The organism is Vreelandella sedimenti (genome assembly GCF_013416325.1).
Lineage (GTDB): Bacteria > Pseudomonadota > Gammaproteobacteria > Pseudomonadales > Halomonadaceae > Vreelandella > Vreelandella sedimenti.
Genome location: NZ_JACCGK010000006.1, coordinates 216,956 through 234,376, shown reverse-complemented (window position 1 = coordinate 234,376; position 17,421 = coordinate 216,956). Strand labels below are relative to the sequence as shown.

The 17,421-nt window shown below is 54.2% G+C and carries 16 protein-coding genes; 11 read left to right on the top strand and 5 right to left on the bottom strand.

Annotated features, from left to right (window positions below; all coding sequences use genetic code 11):
• Positions 1-3 precede the first annotated feature (3 nt).
• Positions 4-1,308, bottom strand: coding sequence for an MFS transporter (locus tag HZU72_RS08770; RefSeq protein ID WP_180091439.1), 1,305 nt, complete (start codon positions 1,306-1,308; stop codon positions 4-6).
• Positions 1,309-1,437: 129 nt separating this feature from the next.
• On the opposite strand from HZU72_RS08770, the gene HZU72_RS08765 reads away from it, so the two are divergent.
• The 6 genes from HZU72_RS08765 to HZU72_RS08740 all read left to right on the top strand — a co-directional run bounded on the left by HZU72_RS08765 (position 1,438) and on the right by HZU72_RS08740 (position 6,122).
• Entirely contained in the window at positions 1,438-1,968 is a 531-nt protein-coding gene (locus tag HZU72_RS08765) for a helix-turn-helix domain-containing protein (RefSeq protein WP_180091438.1), read from the top strand.
• Positions 1,965-2,705 carry an AzlC family ABC transporter permease gene (locus HZU72_RS08760; RefSeq protein ID WP_180091437.1) on the top strand — a complete coding sequence of 247 codons (741 nt, stop codon included), beginning with the start codon at positions 1,965-1,967 and terminating at the stop codon, positions 2,703-2,705. Before HZU72_RS08765 ends, HZU72_RS08760 begins: the two co-directional genes overlap by 4 nt.
• Positions 2,702-3,037: an AzlD domain-containing protein gene (locus HZU72_RS08755; protein WP_027958561.1), complete on the top strand. Its 336-nt coding sequence runs from the start codon at positions 2,702-2,704 to the stop codon at positions 3,035-3,037. Before HZU72_RS08760 ends, HZU72_RS08755 begins: the two co-directional genes overlap by 4 nt.
• A 72-nt stretch (positions 3,038-3,109) precedes the next feature.
• Positions 3,110-4,090: an ABC transporter substrate-binding protein gene (locus HZU72_RS08750; RefSeq protein WP_371829538.1), complete on the top strand. Its 981-nt coding sequence runs from the start codon at positions 3,110-3,112 to the stop codon at positions 4,088-4,090.
• The gene (locus HZU72_RS08745) at positions 4,084-5,088 is read left to right on the top strand and encodes a FecCD family ABC transporter permease (RefSeq protein ID WP_180091436.1); all 1,005 of its coding nucleotides are present in this window, start codon (positions 4,084-4,086) and stop codon (positions 5,086-5,088) included. The genes HZU72_RS08750 and HZU72_RS08745 overlap by 7 nt, the downstream gene beginning before the upstream one ends.
• A complete protein-coding gene (locus HZU72_RS08740) occupies positions 5,085-6,122 on the top strand; it encodes a FecCD family ABC transporter permease (RefSeq protein ID WP_180091435.1) in 1,038 nt (345 codons plus the stop codon). The genes HZU72_RS08745 and HZU72_RS08740 overlap by 4 nt, the downstream gene beginning before the upstream one ends.
• A gap of 84 nt (positions 6,123-6,206) precedes the next feature.
• On the opposite strand, the gene HZU72_RS08735 is transcribed toward HZU72_RS08740, so the two are convergent.
• A complete protein-coding gene (locus tag HZU72_RS08735) occupies positions 6,207-8,345 on the bottom strand; it encodes a TonB-dependent receptor (protein ID WP_180091434.1) in 2,139 nt (712 codons plus the stop codon).
• Positions 8,346-8,629: 284 nt separating this feature from the next.
• Here HZU72_RS08735 and HZU72_RS08730 point away from each other — a divergent pair, with 284 nt between their 5' ends.
• Positions 8,630-9,466 (top strand): ABC transporter ATP-binding protein, encoded by an 837-nt coding sequence (locus tag HZU72_RS08730; RefSeq protein ID WP_180091433.1) that lies wholly within the window; start codon positions 8,630-8,632, stop codon positions 9,464-9,466.
• A 216-nt stretch (positions 9,467-9,682) separates the two neighbouring features.
• On the opposite strand, the gene HZU72_RS08725 is transcribed toward HZU72_RS08730, so the two are convergent.
• From HZU72_RS08725 to dctP, 3 genes are all read right to left on the bottom strand, one after another.
• Positions 9,683-10,975, bottom strand: a complete 1,293-nt coding sequence (locus tag HZU72_RS08725; RefSeq protein WP_235976041.1) for a TRAP transporter large permease — start codon at positions 10,973-10,975, stop codon at positions 9,683-9,685.
• 24 nt (positions 10,976-10,999) lie between these two features.
• A complete protein-coding gene (locus HZU72_RS08720) occupies positions 11,000-11,503 on the bottom strand; it encodes a TRAP transporter small permease subunit (RefSeq protein ID WP_180091431.1) in 504 nt (167 codons plus the stop codon).
• Positions 11,504-11,586: 83 nt separating this feature from the next.
• Entirely contained in the window at positions 11,587-12,660 is a 1,074-nt protein-coding gene (dctP, locus tag HZU72_RS08715; RefSeq protein ID WP_235976040.1) for a TRAP transporter substrate-binding protein DctP, read from the bottom strand.
• Between the two features lie 349 nt (positions 12,661-13,009).
• On the opposite strand from dctP, the gene HZU72_RS08710 reads away from it, so the two are divergent.
• The 4 genes from HZU72_RS08710 (at position 13,010) to HZU72_RS08695 (ending at position 17,130) form a co-directional block, all read left to right on the top strand.
• The gene (locus HZU72_RS08710) at positions 13,010-13,945 is read left to right on the top strand and encodes a 4-hydroxyproline epimerase (RefSeq protein ID WP_180091430.1); all 936 of its coding nucleotides are present in this window, start codon (positions 13,010-13,012) and stop codon (positions 13,943-13,945) included.
• 79 nt (positions 13,946-14,024) lie between these two features.
• Positions 14,025-14,972 (top strand): dihydrodipicolinate synthase family protein, encoded by a 948-nt coding sequence (locus tag HZU72_RS08705; protein WP_180091429.1) that lies wholly within the window; start codon positions 14,025-14,027, stop codon positions 14,970-14,972.
• Between the two features lie 65 nt (positions 14,973-15,037).
• Positions 15,038-16,324: an NAD(P)/FAD-dependent oxidoreductase gene (locus HZU72_RS08700; protein WP_180091428.1), complete on the top strand. Its 1,287-nt coding sequence runs from the start codon at positions 15,038-15,040 to the stop codon at positions 16,322-16,324.
• A 128-nt stretch (positions 16,325-16,452) separates the two neighbouring features.
• Entirely contained in the window at positions 16,453-17,130 is a 678-nt protein-coding gene (locus HZU72_RS08695; RefSeq protein ID WP_235976039.1) for a GntR family transcriptional regulator, read from the top strand.
• Positions 17,131-17,421: the final 291 nt, after the last annotated feature.

Genomic DNA, 17,421 nt, shown 5'->3' with positions numbered 1-17,421 from the left:
GCATTAACGAGTGGATATTTTAACAAGCCCCGCCAAACGCTCCCGTTCATCCTCTTCATAAAAATTCGGGTCATCAAATAAGTCGCGCTGAGTATCATCGAAGATCATTTCCAACACCTCTGCACTACTTTGCACCATCGGCTCAAAGTGTGCGGTATGAGTGACCACTGCCCTGACGCGGCGGCGGCGATAGAGGGCGTAGATACCCAGCAAGGTAAACACGCAAGCAATATAGAGCGGCAAGCCATGACCTCCCACTGCGCTCATCAGTGCCCCCGCCGCTATCGGCGCCACGGCACAGCCCGCGCCGTGCATTACCAGCATATCCGCCGAGCCGGAGACAATTTCATCCGGGTGAAGCTGGTCAATTAACTGCGCCACGGCTAGCGGATAGAGCGAAAATGCCAAGCCACCCCAGATAAAATAGAGCCCCAGCAGCACCTCGTGGCTAGGCGCAAAAGGCATGGCCGCTGCTATCAAGGCCGCAAGCAGCACCACCCAGATCATGACCTTGGGGCGGTCGTGTTTATCGGAGAAGCGCCCGATGGGAATCTGCAGCAGCGCCCCTCCAATAATCGCCACGCTCATCACCAACCCGACCCCGCCAATATCAAACCCCAGTTGAGTGGCGTAGACCGGGGTCATCGACCAGAACGCGCCCATGGCAAGCCCCGACAACGCGGCGGAAGCCACCGCCAAGGGCGCAAAGCCTAACAACGCGCGCAGGCTACTTTTGGGCCGCTCAGGTATTTTGGGCTGCACACGACGGGTCATGGTGATGGGTAGCAGCGCCCAACTGATCAAAATGGCGATCACCACAAAGAGTAAAAACCCGTCGGGTGAAGAGAGCCGCAGCAACTGCTGGGCCGTGGCCAGAGCGCCTAAGTTAACCACCATGTATACCGCAAAAATACGTCCCCGCTCATGGCTGGCGGCTTGGCTATTCAGCCAGCTCTCTATCACGGTCACTAAAGTGATAAACGAAAGCCCATAGATCACCCGCAACGGTAGCCATACCCAGGGGCTGATAAACACCAGGTGCAGTAGCGCCACCGATGCACAAATAGAGGCGCAGAAGCCAAAGGTACGGATATGCCCCATGCGCCGAATTAAGCGTCCGCTCACCCAGGTGCCGCAGATGAAACCAACAAAGTAGCCGGACATAATCATCCCCAGCACTGCGCTGGAAAAGCCCTCCCCCGTACCACGCAGGGTTAGCAGCGTATTCAGTAAGCCGTTACCCAGCAGCAGTAACGCCACGCTGTATAGGATCGATTTAACCGGTTTGAGCATTGCCAATGATCGCATTGCGCTTCCTCGCAGCAGCCAACCTAAAGGTCATGCATAAAGAGTGCCACTGAAAGCGCTTGCCACAATCATTGACAGGCTAGCGTTCTTTATATAGAACGTTCTATAAAAGGAACACGAGATGACAAAATGGATAAGCTCTCACTCAACACGCTGGGCCAACACCTGCAAACACTTCGCCTTGAGCGGGGCTGGTCGCTGTCGCAGTTAGCCAATGAGGCGGGGATTGCCAAATCCAACCTATGTCGCCTTGAACAGGGCAACGGCAATCCGACCCTGGATACCCTTTGGCGGCTGGCGGTGCAGCTCAATGTGCCCTTCGGCACCCTGGTGGCGCCCATCAGCGTGCCGCTGGGTGAAGATGGCGTACAGGTGCGTTTAATCGATCAAGGCAAGGATTCCCCCCAAGTGGACGCCTACTGGATGCGCTGCGCACCGCATACATTGCGCCATGCTGAAGCCCATACACCTGGCACCCGTGAATCGCTCACGCTGATTAGCGGCTGTCTGGAAGCAGGGCCCGAAGGGGCAACCACGGTACTGACACCGGGAGAGGCCATCACCTTCGCCGCCGACCAACCGCACCTTTACCGTACCCACGCAGCGGAGGCCACTTTGATGATGACCATCACCTATGGTTTGGAAGGCCAAACACCATGAGCCAAGCTGCCAGCCACTATCCCGTTCGTAGCGCGCTGCAGGGTGTGCGAGAAGCCATCCCACTACTGGGCGGCTACATTCCCGTGGCGCTGTCATTTGGCTTAGTCGCCACCCAGGCCGGCTTCAGCACGCTGGAGGCCACGGCTATTTCAGCGCTGATTTACGCCGGTGCTTCGCAATTTCTATTTGTCGGTATGATCGCCACCGGCGCCCCGCTGTGGCTGGTGATAGCGATGACGCTGCTGATTAACGTGCGCCATGTGGTGTACGGCCCTAACCTGGCGGCGTTACTGCCGCGCAGCCGCCACTGGCCCTGGCTAATGCACGGCCTCACCGACCAGGTGTTTGCACTGGCCCTAACCCGGCTGCCCCAACTGCCTGAGGTAAAGCGTTTTAGTTGGTTTGTTGGTGCATCGTTGTTGGCCTGGGGTGCCTGGATAATTGGCACCGCGGTGGGTGCTACCGCCGGTGAGGCCTTTACCGCCCGTTGGCCACTGCTGGGTGAGATTATGCCCTTTGCGCTGCCCGCGCTGTTTTTGACCATGGTGGCGCCGCGCTTTACCGACAAGCGCTGGGCAGTCGCCATGGGCTGCACCATTTTAGCGGCACTGTGTTTGGCCTTGTTCGGCTGGAGCAACGTGGCGATTCCCCTAGCCGCCGCCTGCGGCGCGCTGTGCTTCTACTCCATGCAGTTCTATACAAAAAGATTCGCCACCAACAGGAGGCGTGCATCATGAGCACTGCTCTTTGGATAGCGGTAGCGGTTTCTGCCATTGGCACGTTGCTGATGAGGGTAGTGCCATTTTTATGGATGCAACGCCGCCTCAACAGCGAAAGCGGCCTTAATAACATGCCCCAGTGGCTGGGTATTCTCGGCCCGCTGATGATTGCTGCCGTGCTGGGGGTGTCCATTGTGCCGGTTAACCCAAGCGCTGTATCCTGGATCGCCACCGCCATCGGGCTTTCCGTCACGCTGCTGGTGTGGTCGCGGGTACGCTCACTGGGCTGGCCGGTAGCGGCCGGGGTCGCGGTATTTGGGATAGTAGAGGTCGCGGCCTTCATTTGGTAATGCTTTGCATTAACTTTTACGTCATGCCATCATCCTGGCTCTTAACTCCGAGCCAATCGTAAAGTGACATTAATGTTAAAAGCACTCACTCATCGCAAGAAGGTTTTTATGAGTGTGTTGCTGTTAACGCAGGCGGCGCTAATGCCCTTAACGGCAGCCGCTAACACGCCGAGCAGCCCACCGGAATCACCACACATTGTGACGCTTTACCAGGGGGCTACCGACAGCGCAGTCGCCCTTGGACTAATGCCTATTGGCGTAGTCGATTCCTGGCTGGAAAAGCCCATGTACCGCTATCTGCGCGATGCGCTTGATAGCGTCGAGCATGTGGGGCTGGAAACCCAACCCAATCTGGAAAAGATCGCCTGGCTTGATCCAGACCTCGTGATTGCCAGCGACTTTCGCCATGCGCGAATAGCGCCGCTACTCAACGCTATCGCCCCCACGGTATCAGCACCTACGGTGTTTAACTTCAAAACCACGCTCACGATGGTGGCTAATGCCACTGGCCGCGAAGCGCAGGCAAATGAGCTGCTTGAGCAATGGGATGATCGTGTCGCCGACTTTCGCCAGCAGATCGCCGCCAAGTTGAGCAGCGAATGGCCGCAAAAAGTGGCCGTGGTACGGTTTAAAAGCGACCACGTGCGTATCTATACCAGTGGCTTTGCGGGCGCGATTCTTGATGAGCTGGGCTTTGCTCAGCCGGAGACACTGCAAAGCCAGAGTTGGGGAATGAAGCTTTCCAGTACCGAAAACATTCCGATGCTGGATGCCGATGCCCTCTTTATTCTGCTTGAACCCGATGACCCTGCTATTGCAGATAATTACCAACACTGGGCCTCCCACCCTCTCTGGCAACAGCTGTCAGCGGTACAGAGCGGGCGCGTATTTGAAGTTGATCCGGTCAGTTGGATGATGGGGGGCGGCATACTGGCGGCCAACGCCATGCTCGATGATCTGTATAGCCACTATGGGCTGTTGCAACCCGAAGCGGCGGCGCATCAGGCTTGCCTGCCTCACGCCGGTGGCCGTGGGGAGCCTACTTCATGCTAAACAGTACTGCCGCAAAAAGTATTGGCCTGCTACTTGGCGTGCTGGTGGCACTAGGCGCCTTTTTCGCCAGCGTGATGTTAGGCACAACTGAGATCGCCCTCTCCTCTCTGTACGGCTCGCTCGCCCATTACGATCCTACCAACATCTCCCACATCATTCTTTTAACTGAGCGCTTACCCCGTGCGGTGATTGCCGCTCTGGTGGGCGCCAGCTTAGCGATTGCCGGCGCCCTGATGCAGACCTTGACGCGCAACCCGCTGGCGTCGCCGGGCATTTTGGGCATTAACGCCGGCGCGATGTTTTTTGTGGTGGTTGCGGTTTCGCTATTACCGCTACATACCCCCGCTCACTACGTATGGGCCGCGCTATTAGGGGCACTCGTTGCGGCCATACTGGTGGTAGTACTTAGCCGCGGCCGCCACGGTGAGCTTTCCCCACTACGGGTTGTGCTGGCAGGCGTTGCGGTAACGGCAATGTTTGTGTCGTTTAGCCAAGGACTTTTGGTGATTGATCAGCAAAGTTTTGAAAGCGTGCTTTACTGGCTGGCGGGCTCAGTGTCGGGACGCGATCTTTCATTGGTAACGCCCTTACTGCCGCTTTTCGGCGGAGCACTGCTGCTCAGCGCACTTCTGGTACGTCACGTCAATGCGCTGTTACTGGACGATGATATGGTCACTGGACTCGGCATGCAGGCCACCACCATCAAGCTACTGCTGGGCTTAATTGTGATTGTGCTAGCGGGTAGCTCCGTGGCGCTGGCGGGCATGATCGGTTTTGTCGGCCTGATTGTGCCCCACATGGCGCGGGGAATATTTGGCATCGACCATCGCTGGCTGCTGCCGGCCTGCGCGCTATTGGGTGCCTGTTTGCTGCTGCTGGCCGATCTGGGCTCGCGCTTTTTAATGCCACCCCAGGAGGTCCCAGTCGGAGTGATGACCGCGCTGATCGGCACGCCCTTCTTTATCTATCTGGCACGACGCAAGATAGCTGGCCAATGAGAACAGACGCCACGTTAACCATCAATAGCGAAGCAAAAAGCGACAGTAATCGCTTACCACGTCGCCTGCTGATGCTAAGCCTTTTATTGCTAGCAAGCGCCGGGCTATCGCTTTGTTTAGGCAGTTTTCCCACGCCGCCTCTGCAGGTGCTAAACGCGCTGGCGGCCCCAAAAAGTAGCGATATCGCCTTTATTATTTGGGAGCTTCGGCTGCCCCGCATTACGCTAGCGATACTGGTCGGCGCTGCCCTGGCAATAGCGGGAGCGATTCTGCAAAGCATTGTGCGTAACCCGCTGGCCTCCCCAGATGTCATCGGCATTACCAGCGGTGCGGCGCTGGCGGCGGTGGTGTTCCTATCCCTATTGAGTTCGACCCTTAGCATTCACTGGCTGCCTGTTGCAGCCATGCTGGGAGCACTGGTTTCTGCACTGCTGGTGGTTAGCTTGGCCTGGAAAAACGGTATTAGCCCATCGCGCATGGTGCTAGTCGGCATTGGCCTGGCGGCGGCCATGGGCGCTGGCACCACCCTGTTAATCGTGATCAGCGATGACTCTGCCGCCATGACCGCCTATGTATGGCTAACCGGCAGCCTTTACGCGGCGCAATGGGACGATGTGTGGGGTCTATTACCGTGGTTAGTCGTCGCGGTGCCTATAAGCCTACTCTTCGCCCGCCATGCGGATGCCATGGCCCTGGGTGATAGCGTTGCCGAAGGGCTTGGCGTGGCGATTTTGCGCAGCCGATTGGTATTGCTGGCCTGCAGCGTGGCGCTGGCAGGCGCCGCGGTGGCGTTTGCAGGTGGTTTGAGCTTTGTGGGCTTAATTGCGCCCCACTTGGCGGCCAAGCTGGTGGGGCGGAACATGGCACACCTGGTGCCTACATCAGCGCTGGTTGGCGCCTTGATTGTGCTTTACGCCGACCTGCTGGGCCGGGTAGCGTTTTTGCCCAAAGATTTACCTGCTGGCATCTTTGTTGCCGGGATAGGCGCGCCCTTCTTCGTTTATTTACTGCATAGATCGCGAGCTCGCTTTTAGCGCGAATTGACAAAAAAAAGCGGCACCCCAAAGGCGCCGCCAAACAGTATCGAGCACAAAACATAGAAAATAGAAAGCGGCTGACTAGAAATCCAGTTGATACCCCAGCGTGAAAGTACGACCACGCCCAGTGAAGTAGTACTCATCGCTGATGCGTGCGGCTTGAGAGTAGTAAGTGAGGTAATCCTCATCGGTGAGGTTTTCGATACCCACTGACACCCTGCCGGTGGGCAGGCGATAAGCTAGAGAAGCATCCACTAAGCCGTAACCGTCAAAATCAAGCTCAGGATTATCGACGCTGCGATCGAAGTAGTAACTACCCTGCAAGCGCGTGGAAACGCGGTCGTTCCAGGTAGCACTCCAGCCCAGTTTGAGCGTATCCGGGGCGATATTGATACCGGTGAGTTTGGTATCCACACTGCCATCGCCATCCTGATCTGACTTGCCCTCGGTGTGGGCATAGGAGAGCGATAGATCGTGCTTGTCCGCCACTTGCATGTCGCCGGTAATCTCAACACCTTGAATCTCGGTCTTCTCCCGGCTGCCTACCCAGGAGCCATTCTGTTCGGTAAGCCGCTGGCCGTAATCCGAATTGGATTCGTAGTAGCTAATCTCTAGCCCGTAGCCATCCCAGTCAAAACGCGCGCCGATTTCCCGGTTATCGGTAACAATAGGCTGAAGTTGCAGCAGGGTATCCACATCCTGGCCCGACGTGCCAATACCGCGCAGCACTCGGCCCACGTCGGGCATGCCAAATCCTTCCGAGTAGTTGGCATACAGCTGAGCCCAATCGGTGGCTTGGTAGGTTAAGCCGACGTTATACAACGTCTCATCGAAGCTGGGATTACCGCCATCAACGGTAACGTTGTCTTGAGTAACATTGCTGCGATCGATGGTCTGAAAGGTATCTACCTCAAGTTCGGCATATTCGTGACGCACCCCGGCATGCAGCGTGAGAGGATCCGCGAGCTTAAACTGGCCCTGCAGAAAAGGCGCCAAATTACGATAACCGCTTTCCGGCACGTAGGTACGCCCGGTATGCACCAACATCTGGCTTGTTTCGTCTTCCAGCACGTCCAAACCAACCGTCACACCCAAACGGTCGCCCAGCATGCCGTCACGGTTCAAGGTGAACTTGGCGCCCGTTTTATCAGATTCATTCCGCGTTTGGTCGTATTGGGTAGCCCCCGCACTATCCACATAGGGGAAAAACGGCGTGGTGGCGAAGCGCGCACGAAAGCGCTGGTGATAAACCTGGGCATCCAGCTCGTTGCCAAACCAATCAGCGTGGGAGTAGGAAAGCCGCGCAGAGGTCACTTCATTAAATCCAGGCTCGCCGTCACGACTGCCTTTGCGCGCCGTGGTGGGAACACCTGCGGAGCGGTCTCCTGTTACCGGTACGTAGTCGTTGCCCTCTTCCAAATCGAAGTGGTTCAGCGAGAACTCAATATTCTGGTTGTCGTCGATCCAGTAGCCCAGCTTGCCGAAAAGATCATAGCTTTCCGAGTTTTGCAGCTCGCCTGGGTAGGCGATACCGACCACCTCATCGTTGCCATCGTAAAAGACCCCGCGCGCCTGACGCGTCGCTGCAGCAACGAAATCCCAGTCGCCTTGCTGACCGCTAATGCGGTAGTCCAACTTGTGGCCTAGCCCACCGGATTGAAAATCATCGTCCGTGGTCAGGCTAATACCTGCGTGCTGGCTAATGCCTCCGCCTTCGGCACGCCGGGTCACCAGGTTGATCAAGCCCCCCGTAGCACCTAATCCGTGCTCGGCGCTGGCGCCATGGATCACTTCAATACGCTCTACCATGGAAAGGTCAATGGTATAGCTATCCCGCGAGCTGTCGCGCAGGGGGTTGGACTGCGGCACTCCGTCAATCAGGAACAGGGCATCACGGCCGCGGAATGTCTCGCCCGCGTTGGAGAGCTTTTGGCGGCTGGGGGAGTAAGAGGGAATAAGATTACTGAGCACCTGGCCCGGATCATCAGTAATCGCTAGCTGCTGCTCGATCTGTTCACGGGTAATGATCGTTACCCGCTGCGGCGTTTGGCCCGCTTCGCTATGGCTGCGGGTGGCAGTCACCACCATGGTCGAGTCGGCATCACTGGCACCGCTTTGCGATCCTGTGGCAGCAGGCTCCTGTCCATACGCGTGGCTGGCAGCTACCAAACCGGCAAGCGTCACCGTAGGCCAAAATACCTGGCGTTTCTTAATGTACATCTAGTTTTTATCCCCCCTGCTTTTGAGTGAACCCCACTCTGAAAACGTAATCTACATCTAAATAATAATGATTATTTTATGCATATAAATCACAGAGGTCTACTCAAGCAGAACGAACTGTTCAGGATAACGACACGACTCCTCACCTCTCTTATCCCACATTTCTTCTACGGCTGACGCTTAGAGGCAGTGAGCAATTACTTGCTGAGCAATGGCAAGTATTGAAAATGAGAATATTTTGTCTTACGGTTTTGCCTGCCTAAACAACCCCAATGAGCACATTCATGGCCCACCCTTCTCATCAGCCACCTCGCTTGACGGGCGAAGCCCTGCAAGCGGGCTATGACACTCGACGTGTACTGGATGGTGTCGACATTTCGATTGAGGAAGGCAAGCTCACGGTGCTTTTGGGGCCGAATGGAAGTGGCAAGTCGACGCTGCTGAAAACCCTCGCGCGCACGCTTACGCCTAGTGGCGGGCATGTGTATTTGGACGGCAAGGATATCCATCGCAGCAAGACGCGGGAGGTCGCCAAGCGCCTGGGGATTCTGCCCCAAGGTCCGGTAGCGCCTGAGGGGCTGAGCGTAAAGCAGCTAGTGGGGATGGGGCGTTTTCCACATCAGGGGTTGTGGCAGAAAAATGCTCAGCAGGACGCCGCTGCTATTCGTGAAGCCATGGCTTATACCCACGTGACAGAGTTTGCCGAGCGCAATATCGATGCGCTCTCAGGCGGCCAGCGCCAGCGCTGTTGGATTGCCATGGTGCTGGCTCAACAAACCGATCTGATTCTGCTTGATGAGCCCACTACTTTTCTGGATCTGAAGGTACAGGTTGATTTGCTGGAACTGCTTTCGCGCCTGGCCCATGAGAAAGGCCGCACCCTGCTACTGGTGCTCCACGATCTAAACCTGGCCGCCGCCTACGCTGATCATTTAGTGATGATGTCCAATGGTCGTATCGTCACCAGCGGCGCGCCTAGCGAAGTCTTTACCACGACCAATCTCAAGCGCGTCTTTGACCTTGATGCTCATGTGCTCCACGACCCTGAAAGCGGCAGCCCTATTTGCGTACCGCGGAAACGCAGCCAATCCATTGCGAAAACGGAAACAGTTGTGCAATAACGCTGCGGATCGAGAAAGAATAAGCCGCACCTCTTCCTCCATAAAGTGACCATGGCTCGCCGCTTAAATGCGGAGCTGCGCTTAATGTTTGAATTCAGGAGTTCATCATCTACATTACGCACTGTAATAGTCGCTATTCATCTATCCTCTTCGCTAATAACATTGATAGCACACCATGAAATAGGCAACCCACCATTTATTACCAATAGTGTTTCCTTAAAAACCCACTATCTTGTCAGGCAGCCATGTAGCCATTGCAGGGAATAACGCCACCACCGCCAACGTTAGCAATTGCACCGCGATAAATGGCAAGACACCTCTACACATTTGCCCATAGGTAATATCGCTGGGTGCAATCGACTTTAAATAAAAGATTGACGATGCCATAGGCGGCGTCAGGTAGCTGGTTTGGATAGTTACCAACACGAGCGTGGCAAACCAAATAGGATCAATACCCAGCTGTTTGATGATAGGGGTAAATATTGGCACGCAGATCAAAACAATCGATGTCCAGTCAAGTACAAACCCCAGTAAGAATGTGACGGCTAGAAAAAATAGGATGACGCCTGTTGTACCACCACCCAAGCCACTAGCTATTGCGGACACCATCTCACCGCCACCATTGACTGCGAAGATGCCAGTAAACATCGTGCCCCCGGCTACAATCAGCAGAATCATCGCTGTAATACGCACCGTCAGTGACAGAGAATCAACCAATGAAGGCAGGGTGATGCCGCCATTGATGACCGCTAAGATTACTGCGCCTGCCACGCCAACGGCAGCAGCTTCTGTAGGTGAAGCGATGCCGCCCAAGAGCGATCCAAGTACCGCAAACATTAATAGCAGAGGGGGCAGTAACGCTCTCAGCGTAATGCTGATTTTCCTTCCCAGCGTTTTATCATTGGTGGCTTTAGCAGCAGGGCCATCTTGAGGACGCAACCAACAACGCCCGACGATATAAAGGGCGAAAAGAGACAACATTAAGATGCCGGGAAGAATAATCGCAGCGAAAAGTGCACCGATAGATAGTTGGGCAAGAGCCGCGTAGACGACCACTATAACGGTAGGAGGAATGATCGTGCCTAAGGATCCGCCCGCACAAATAGTCCCCGCAATCAGCGAATTGTTATAGCGGTAAGCTCGCATGGCAGGGATAGCCATTAACCCAATCATTATTTCCACCGCGCCAACGACCCCAGAGGCAGCCGCAAATATTGCTGCCATGGCGATCGTGGTCAGTGCCAACCCGCCTGGCAGTCGGCCGATCCACATCTGAATAGCATCGAAGAGGTTTTTGGCGATGCCCGACTTCTCAAGTATCGCGCCCATAAGCACAAAGAGTGGAATTGAGGAAAGAACGTAATTAGATGAAGCGCTATAAATACTGCCGTAAAGTTGCTGAAAGATAATAGGCCCGAAGGCAAACCAGCCAGCCACCAATGAGACGGTAATCAGTGAGAAAGCAACAGGAATACCCATAAAGATCAACAAGAACAGCCCTGGGAACATCAGGGCAGCCGTCATGGTATCCATTTAGTTAGCCCTATTAGAATGAGTATTAACAAGAAAAGATCGCAGTCCAATGACCAGAACTTGAAGCGCAAGAAGCGTGAGTCCAACAGCAATACAGGTATAAAAGGGCAACATTTTCGGCGCCCATGTACTGACCATTTCAACTTCACTTGTTGTAAAGGCCGACAGAGATTTCTTCCAGCCATACAAAGCAACCATCGAAAGAGTTGGGAACAACACAAAGGTATAAGCCACTCCCGTTATAATACGTGAGAGGCGAACTGGCATAAGACTACTCAGAACATCTACTTTGACGTGACCATCCACCTGCGCTGTCCAGGCGACACCCAGCATAAAAGCAACGCCAGTGGCCATATAGGAGATATCAAAAGCCCAGATGGTGGAGGCATTAAAAACGTAGCGCGCTACTACTTCGTATAACATCGCACCTGCCAAGACGATGAGCGCCAGCTTACTTAGCCAAGCCGATATTTTAGCCAGCTGATCCACTAAATTAAAAAACATGATAGGCATCACTCATATCGGTACATTGCTCATAGGTATAACTACCTGGGAAGGCTTAGGCGCCTTCCCTTGGCAGGTTTATATTAGTCAGTGATGAGATAGTCTTTCTGAGCATTCCAACGCGCTTGATAAGCTTGGTAATCTTCTAAAATTTCTTCCATGGCTGGGTTGCCTGCATCACTCTCTGCCGCTGCTCGGGCCGCGATCCAAGCACGGCCATTTTCCGCTAGCTGTTCAACAAACGCTTCGTCCAAACTGATCACTTCGTTTCTACCGGCGCGATAATTTTCCATAGCGATTAGATCGTTATGATAAAAATTGGTAAGTCCTTCGTAAGTGGTTAACTTAGCAGCGGACTCAATAAGTTGCTTTAGATCGTCAGGGACTTGATCCCAAGTGTCCTGACGGACAACCACTTCCCAGAGAAAGGTGGGTTGGTGCACGCCGGGCACGATGATGTAGCGGGCTGCTTCATGAAAGCCTTCTGGATAGTTACTGGAAGGGGTTGCCCACTCAATGGCATCAACACCCTTGCGTTGTAGTAACGTATAAATATCACCGGGTGGCACCACAGTGGGCACCGCATTGTAATACTCGCGCACAACTTCAGCCCAAGGCCCAGAAGTTCGATACTTCAAGCCATCAAGGTCATCTGGACCATTAATGGGCACATTGGAGTGAGCAAATATTTCAGTAGACCCAATCCCCACAATGAGTGAGTGCAACCCTTCGCTAGCTCGAACTTCTTGCAGCGCTTGTTGGCCACCCCCTTCGTAAATCCAGTTAATATATGACTGCGATCCCATGCCTCCCGGAAACCCAGCAAAAATAGCATTGATGGGATTTTGGTTAACTAAGTAGCTAGGAGTGGAATGGCCAGCCTCAACGGTGCCCTCTTTTACCGCATCATAAACCTGCAATGCAGGCACAATAACGCCTGCGCCGAAAGGGCTAATCTCCACTCTGCCTGCTGTTAGCCTCTCTGCATTATCAGCGAACCTCTCAAGAAAGTTTTCATAAAAAGGAGAACCTCCTGGCACTGAAGTAGGCACTCGCCACTCGACTTCTGCTGCATATAAGGGAGAGTAAAGCGCTATTGTTGCTAGCACTGATGGAATCCACTTCGTTGTTTTTAAATTACTTTTCATAATATTCATGATCAATCACCCCTGCTGTGTGTTGGTTTTATTCATCTCTCCCTGAGACAGGCTGGACGCTACCAAAACCGGGTAAGCCACCAGCTCACTAAATTCTCTAATCAGTTTTCGCCTCTCTTTTTGGTATAAGATATACCAAAGTGCATTGCAAGATTTTCTTGAGATAAAAACCAAACCAATGCGACGTCCTAGCTATACCGACAATCCTCATAGAGGGAACATGGGTAGCTTCACAAAGTTTTTTGGATATTGTATAAGATATAAAAAATCAGGCATGATTAGGCAGACTGCTATTTTCAGCATTAGTAACCCATGACATAAAACACATGGCATAAACCAAAGGTGTCCCATGAAACAGGTACGCGTCATCGACTCTCATACGGGGGGGGAACCGACAAGGCTGGTCATAGAGGGCTTCCCCGACCTCCCTGGCACCACCATGGCGGAGAAGCGCGATGCACTACGCACCTCCCATGATCAGTGGCGACGCGCCTGCATGTTAGAGCCACGGGGCCATGATGTACTGGTAGGTGCGCTTTACTGCGCACCCGAGTCGCCGGATGCGACCTGCGGGGTGGTCTTTTTTAATAATACGGGGTATCTGGGCATGTGCGGCCACGGCACCATCGGCCTAGTGGCCTCTCTGCATCACTTGGGTTTGATCGGCCCCGGTAATCATAAGATCGACACCCCGGTCGGCCCAATCAGTGCAACGCTCCATGATGATGGGGCGGTTACCGTTCGTAATGTAGCCGCCTATCGCTTCCGTCAGCACGTTCCCCTTGAGGTACCCGGCTTCGGGCGGGTACACGGCGATATTGCTTGGGGCGGCAACTGGTTTTTCCTGATTAGTGACCATGGCCAATCATTGACCCTGGATAACGTCGAGGCGCTGATGAATTTCACCTGGGCCGTTCGCCAGGCGCTAGAAGCGGCGGCCATCACCGGGGATGACGGTGGCGAGATTGACCATATCGAACTATTTGCTGACGACGCTGTGGCCGATAGCCGTAATTTCGTACTCTGCCCCGGCAAGGCCTATGACCGTTCCCCCTGCGGTACCGGCACCAGCGCCAAGCTGGCGTGCCTAGCGGCGGATGGCAAACTTGCACCCAGCACACCCTGGGTACAGGCGAGTATTTGCGGCAGTCAGTTCGAAGCACACTACGAATGGGAAGGTGACCGTGTTCGCCCCTACATTAAAGGTCGTGCTTATTTAAGCGCCGACACCACTCTGTTGATTGATGAGCAAGATCCGTTCGCCTGGGGAATTACTGCCTCGTAATCATTCTATACCGGCCACCCTGCTCTTGAACGCAACACTAACTCCCACGGCCAATACCACCAAACGAAGAGGAACAACAATGAGCGATAACATTTTTACCGGCTGCATACCGGCACTAATGACGCCTTGCAGCGCTAACCGTCAACCTGATTTCGACGCCCTGGTAGCTAAAGGCCGTTCATTGGTAGATCTGGGTATGAGCGGTGTGGTGTATTGTGGCTCCATGGGCGACTGGCCGTTACTCAGCGAATCGCAGCGCCAGGAAGGCGTCGCACGCCTCGTTGAGGCTGACGTTCCGACGATTGTGGGTACCGGTGCAATCAACACACGGGAGGCTGTTTCCCATGCGGCTCACGCCGCTAAAGTAGGTGCCAAAGGGCTGATGGTGATTCCGCGTGTGCTTTCACGAGGCACCTCGGCGGCTGCGCAGAAGTCACACTTTTCGGCCATTTTGGACGCGGCGCCCAAGCTACCGGCGGTGATTTATAATAGCCCCTATTACGGCTTCGCCACACGTGCCGACTTATTCTTTGAGCTACGCCGCAAGTACCCCAACCTGATTGGCTTCAAAGAGTTTGGCGGCGCTGATGATCTCCGCTATGCGGCGGAAAACATTACCTCTCAAGACGAAGATGTCACTCTGATGGTCGGTGTCGACACCACTGTTTATCATGGTTTCGTCAACTGTGGCGCCACGGGCGCTATAACCGGTATCGGCAATGCGCTGCCCCGAGAGGTATTGCAACTTGTCTCGCTCAGCCAACAGGCCGCGAAAGGGGACGTCAAAGCACGGCGTTTGGCCATGGAGCTAGAGGAAGCACTAGGCGTGCTCTCCTCTTTTGACGAAGGCGGCGACCTGGTTCTCTACTACAAGCACCTGATGGTGCTCAATGGCGATAGCGAATACGCCCTGCACTTTAATGAAACCGACGCGCTCAGCGATTCACAACGTCACTATGTGGAGTCCCAGTACGCGCTCTTCCGTAGTTGGTATTCGAGCTGGTCTGCTTCGCTAGATAATCGCTAATAACCTAGCTACACGTTGGCTGTGTATCCAGCCGAAGCGCTCTTTTGTAAAAACCGGGAATTTCCATGGAAACAAACCCACAGGCAGTAAGCCATCCCAATATAGCGGCTGATATCGTCGTTATTGGTGCTGGTATTATCGGCACCGCTTGCGCTTTGGCTTTAAGTCAACAAGGCTTGCGCGTCGTGGTGCTGGATAGCCAGCTCCCTGGGATGGGAGCCTCCTATGGGAATGCTGGGCATATGGCAACGGAGCAGGTCTTCCCCATTGCCGATGCCGCCATCGTAAAACAGCTGCCTAAGATGCTGCTCGACCCCATGGGGCCATTGCGGCTGGATTGGCGCTATATGCCTAAAGCGCTGCCCTGGTTCACTCGGTTACTCTGGAATCTACGCCAAGCCCCTTATCAAACTAGCGTGGCGGGCATTAGCGCCCTGAATGAACACAGTTTGACTGCCTGGCAGCGACTTCTCGACAGCATCAATGGCAGACACTTATTGAAAGAAGAAGGCTCTTTCCTGGTATACGAAAAGGCCGACGCTGCCCACGAACTGGAGGTGCTGCGGGCACGGATGGCCGAGCAGAAAGTCCCGGTAGAAAGATGGTCAGGCAGTGCCATTCGAGACGTTGCCCCCGAGTTGTCTAACACCATTCAAGGGGGGCTGTTTTTCCCAGGTACCGCCCATGTTATCAACCCCTGGCAGGTAGTTAACTCGCTGGTGCGGGCCGCTGAAACGAACGGGGTAGAGTTCAGGCAGTCCACGGTGCTAACGGGATATGTCAATGATCAAGGCGTCACTCTACAGACTGACAACGCATCGCCCATGACGGCCAGCAAAGTAGTGTTAGCCTGCGGCGCCCACTCGGCCAAGTTGGCCGCCGCGCTAACGGGTATACGTATTCCGATGGATACCGAGCGGGGCTACCACCTGATGCTGCCAAATGAACGAGGACGCCTACCGGTGGCGGTTACGTCGTTGGAGCGTCGCTTTATCATGACGCCAATGGATGAAGGGCTACGTTTGGCAGGGACAGTTGAGTTTGCTGGGCTTCAACGGCCAGCCAATATGCAGCGCGCTTGGCAGCTACATAAGCTCAGCCAAGGGCTATTTAGAAATGAGCTGGATGCCACTGGGGCCAAACCCTGGATGGGCTTTCGCCCCTCTCTGCCCGATTCCCTGCCGATTATCGACAGTGTCAAAGATGGCAAGGTTTTACTGGCCTTCGGGCATCACCACCTTGGCTTGACCCAGGCAGCGCTGACTGCAGAGATTATTGCCGACCTGGCAGCGTGCTCTCACTCTCAGCCGGTGGCTAACTTATCGCCCTACCGGTTAAGCCGTTTTACCTGACAGGAAAAATCGTCAACATGCCAAACAGCTTAAATATTAAGCTACGCAGTTGAGGCGAAAAAGAATTGCAAAATGCTAAGTTGGTATACAATATCTCATATATTTCTCTCACCTACGGATTCTTATAGTTGTCATTTACCATGTTTAACGCACCTAACCTTGGCATTACCCCTTCAACTTCAGAGGTGATCGTCAAACACCTGCGCGAAGCCATTATTGCTGGCCAAATCGAAGAGGGGGAGCCGATTCGCCAGGATGACATAGCCAACAAGTTCAATGTTAGCAAAATCCCGGTACGGGAGGCGCTCAAACGCCTGGAAGCGGAGGGCTTGGTACTGTTCCAGCGCAACAAAGGCGCCGTGGTAACCAAAATCTCCGAACCCGAGCTTGCCCAGATGTTCGAAGTACGTGTATTGCTGGAAGTAGAGGCCATCCGCCTCGCGGTACCCAACATGGGCTTGGCAACCTTCGATAATGCCGAACGCATCTGCGACGAGTTCAACCGTGAGGACGACGTGGGCCGCTGGGCCGCCTTAAATTGGGAGTTCCACGCCTGTCTCTACGAGCCTGCGCAGCGCCCCTTTATGATGAGTTTGATTCGATCTATCCACGATAAGGTGGAGCGCTACCTTCGCTTACAGCTAAGCTTATCCCAGGGAAAGGCTCGTGCCGACACTGAGCATCGCGCGATTATTGCCGCTTGCCGTACAGGCGACGCCGACGAAGCAGCGGCACTGGTTGAGCGCCATATCATCGGTGTGTGTCGGACACTTTACGATCACCTGCCTAACCGACTTGCCAAATAGCCGCTGACTTTTCAGCCAGGCTTAGATCACAAACACTCGCCCTCTTAATCCGCAGGGCAGCGATACTCTCGCTGCCCAACCCGGCAGTATCTTGTGTTTGTTCTTGCGTGATCTGTTTCAACGCTGCGGCTCTAAAGCGGTGATATAGCGGTCTATTCCCTCATTATTATGATCACCCCACCTTGCACCGTTACTCGAAATTTCTATTTAAAACGAAGAAAACAACACCTTAGTTATAAATAAGAATTAATGACTGCAAAACTTGCAAATCGTATCCGAAATAATAAATAC

Coding starts and splice junctions, on each gene's coding strand:
- HZU72_RS08700 (WP_180091428.1), top strand. CDS start 15,038: ATGGAAACAAACCCACAGGCAGTAAGCCATCCCAATATAGCGGCTGAT.
- HZU72_RS08755 (WP_027958561.1), top strand. CDS start 2,702: ATGAGCACTGCTCTTTGGATAGCGGTAGCGGTTTCTGCCATTGGCACG.
- dctP (WP_235976040.1), bottom strand. CDS start 12,660: ATGAATATTATGAAAAGTAATTTAAAAACAACGAAGTGGATTCCATCA.
- HZU72_RS08735 (WP_180091434.1), bottom strand. CDS start 8,345: ATGTACATTAAGAAACGCCAGGTATTTTGGCCTACGGTGACGCTTGCC.
- HZU72_RS08740 (WP_180091435.1), top strand. CDS start 5,085: ATGAGAACAGACGCCACGTTAACCATCAATAGCGAAGCAAAAAGCGAC.
- HZU72_RS08770 (WP_180091439.1), bottom strand. CDS start 1,308: ATGCGATCATTGGCAATGCTCAAACCGGTTAAATCGATCCTATACAGC.
- HZU72_RS08765 (WP_180091438.1), top strand. CDS start 1,438: ATGGATAAGCTCTCACTCAACACGCTGGGCCAACACCTGCAAACACTT.
- HZU72_RS08730 (WP_180091433.1), top strand. CDS start 8,630: ATGGCCCACCCTTCTCATCAGCCACCTCGCTTGACGGGCGAAGCCCTG.
- HZU72_RS08725 (WP_235976041.1), bottom strand. CDS start 10,975: ATGTTCCCAGGGCTGTTCTTGTTGATCTTTATGGGTATTCCTGTTGCT.
- HZU72_RS08705 (WP_180091429.1), top strand. CDS start 14,025: ATGAGCGATAACATTTTTACCGGCTGCATACCGGCACTAATGACGCCT.
- HZU72_RS08750 (WP_371829538.1), top strand. CDS start 3,110: ATGTTAAAAGCACTCACTCATCGCAAGAAGGTTTTTATGAGTGTGTTG.
- HZU72_RS08760 (WP_180091437.1), top strand. CDS start 1,965: ATGAGCCAAGCTGCCAGCCACTATCCCGTTCGTAGCGCGCTGCAGGGT.
- HZU72_RS08710 (WP_180091430.1), top strand. CDS start 13,010: ATGAAACAGGTACGCGTCATCGACTCTCATACGGGGGGGGAACCGACA.
- HZU72_RS08745 (WP_180091436.1), top strand. CDS start 4,084: ATGCTAAACAGTACTGCCGCAAAAAGTATTGGCCTGCTACTTGGCGTG.
- HZU72_RS08720 (WP_180091431.1), bottom strand. CDS start 11,503: ATGTTTTTTAATTTAGTGGATCAGCTGGCTAAAATATCGGCTTGGCTA.